The sequence below is a fragment of the uncultured Caballeronia sp. genome (genome assembly GCF_964243625.1).
Classification (GTDB): domain Bacteria; phylum Pseudomonadota; class Gammaproteobacteria; order Burkholderiales; family Burkholderiaceae; genus Caballeronia.
The window spans coordinates 1-2176 of record NZ_CAXTGZ010000749.1 but is presented as its reverse complement, the minus strand read 5'-3'; the positions used below and the strand labels follow the sequence as shown (position 1 = coordinate 2176).

Annotated in this window: 2 protein-coding genes and 1 pseudogene (1 of these 3 cut by a window edge); all 3 read right to left on the bottom strand. The window is 58.1% G+C overall.

What is annotated here, in order from left to right; genetic code table 11:
- Window positions 1–679, bottom strand: a pseudogene (locus tag ACFFAR_RS30330) (porin) (it extends 206 nt beyond the left edge of the window).
- A 253-nt stretch (window positions 680–932) separates the two neighbouring features.
- Window positions 933–1697: an IclR family transcriptional regulator gene (locus ACFFAR_RS30325; protein ID WP_375509127.1), complete on the bottom strand. Its 765-nt coding sequence runs from the start codon at window positions 1695–1697 to the stop codon at window positions 933–935.
- Window positions 1698–1748: 51 nt separating this feature from the next.
- Window positions 1749–2176 (bottom strand): MaoC family dehydratase (locus ACFFAR_RS30320; protein WP_375509126.1); only part of this gene is annotated, 428 nt, incomplete at its 5' end.

Here is a 2176-nt window from a genome sequence, read left to right as displayed (position 1 = left end):
CTAGAGAGGCGTTGTCAAAAGTCGCGATGTCAAAGGTACTGTAGACGTTAACCACAGCGTTGCGAACCCGCGTGAAGGCGGCGCCCACACTGAACGGTCCCGTTGCATACCTGAGGCCCGCGCTCACCTGCTGGTTCTGGGAGACGCTGCCGGGCTGATTTCCGAAGCCGTACATCAGAACCCCGGTCAGGCCCGCCAGCGGAGTGCTGGTTAGCTTCACGGCATTGTTGTTCCGCTCACCGCCGACCCGGTCGATATCGCCCTTGTGCAAACCGGGGAAGCCACCGAGGTAGGTTCCGATGCCGTATATCGAGAGGATGTCGCAGGACGCGTCATACTGACGGCCTAAGGTGAGAAGCGTATTCTTGCTTCCAATACTCACACAGGCCTGCCGTCCAAACAGAAGGCCGCCCTGGCAGAATGCGCCATCGGAGGACGCAAAACCGTTCTCCAACGTGAAGACAGTTCTAAGGCCGCCGCCCAGGTCTTCTACGCCACGAAAGCCGAACCTTTCCCCGACAATCACGCCCGAGTCCGCCCGCGTCACCGAAGCGCCGACATTACTGACATGCGTGATACCGTGATCGAGGATACCGTACAGAGTGACTGAACTTTGTGCCTGACTGTACTGCGCGCCAAGCACAAGGACCGTACCCGCTACCCACTTAACACTCTTCAACGTCGTCTCCCCTGCACTAACCCGATATGAACGGGCGTGGAAAAAATGAGTCGCGCCATTTTCCGGAAAAAATCAATTAGTTTTACTATTCGTACAGGTGATATGACATGATTTCCTCGTTACGACATCCATGCGCTTCGATATGTGTTACTAATAGATCGGGTAATTTCTCGACCATTTTTCTGCGCTTCGGTTTGTGCTAAATCCGAAACCAGAGAACCAGCAGGTGGCCCGCGGTTCGCTCGGTAGTCCCTCAAGCCGCGACGGTTGACGTCCAGCCCAACAATTTGGACAACCGCAGCGAGGCCTCTTTCAGCGTCGCGTCGATAAAGAGCGCAGCCGATTCTTTATACTGCGACGAGGGAAGACCTACGCCGAGTGAAGCGACCGGCACGCCGGTCGCGCCGTACACCGGTGTCGCGAATCCCACCACGCCCGCCAACTGTTCTTCCCGCACGAACGCCACGCCCGCTCTACGTACATCCTCAAGCGCTGCATGGATGTCGGCGAGCGACGTTTTTGTATGCGCGGTCAGCTTCGGGCGGGTTCCATCGTTGAGTATTGCGTCTACCTGATCGGTGGGCATGAAGGCGAGCATTGCTCGGCCCATGGCCGAACAGTACATCGGCGCCCGCGAACCAAGCTGCAGCGTATGACCGAACACCGACGGCACGCTTTCTGTGCAAATCGTCACGTATTCGGACCCGTTTGGAATCGCGAGCACCGAGAACTCCTTTACTCGCGAGTAGATCTCCGCGACGATCGGCTGGCCCAATTTCACCAGATTAAGATTGCGCAGATAGGAGTTTGAGAGCCAGAGTATCTGCACGCCGATCGTGAATACGCCGCTTTCAGGTTTGCGCTGCAGATATCCTTTGGACGACAGGTCCTGAAGCAACGCGGTCAGGCTGCTCTTCGGGATGTTCAAACCTTGAGCGACTGCCGTGTGCGTGCAACCATCGCGGGTATTGGCAATGAATTCCATAATCTCAAGCACGCGCAATGCTGATTTCGACATTTTCAGTCACTCTCCACGCACGTTCAATCGAAGGCGAGTCCAATGCTGCCCTCAGGCTGAGTCGGCTAGGTCCGCTTTCACTCGACTGCCGCCGCCGTTCGCCGGACGCGGCCGCACAACCGTCGGCGCGTGACCGCGGCGGTACATCATTACGGTTCGGAGGAACTCGATCACGACCGTACCGTCCTGGGTGTACCCAAGCGTTTTGATACCCATGATGCCCACATTAGACCGCTTCGCCGAGTCACGCAGCGACTCGATGCGCGACTCGCTGTAGATCGTATCGCCCTCGTAGGCCGGCGCCGGCAGCCTTATCTCCGACCATCCAAGGTTGGTCATCACATTCGGCGTCAGGTCGGCGACCGACTGACCGGTCACCAGCGCGAGCGTCAGCGTCGAGTTCATTGCGATGCGTTCGTGACCGACCTGCTGCGCCGCTCGTTCCGGCTTCGCCGCCCGCTCCTGCTTCGCCGCCTGCT

Excerpts from the sequence above, each read along its gene's own strand:
- ACFFAR_RS30325 (WP_375509127.1), bottom strand. The coding sequence starts at position 1,697 with ATGTCGAAATCAGCATTGCGCGTGCTTGAGATTATGGAATTCATTGCC.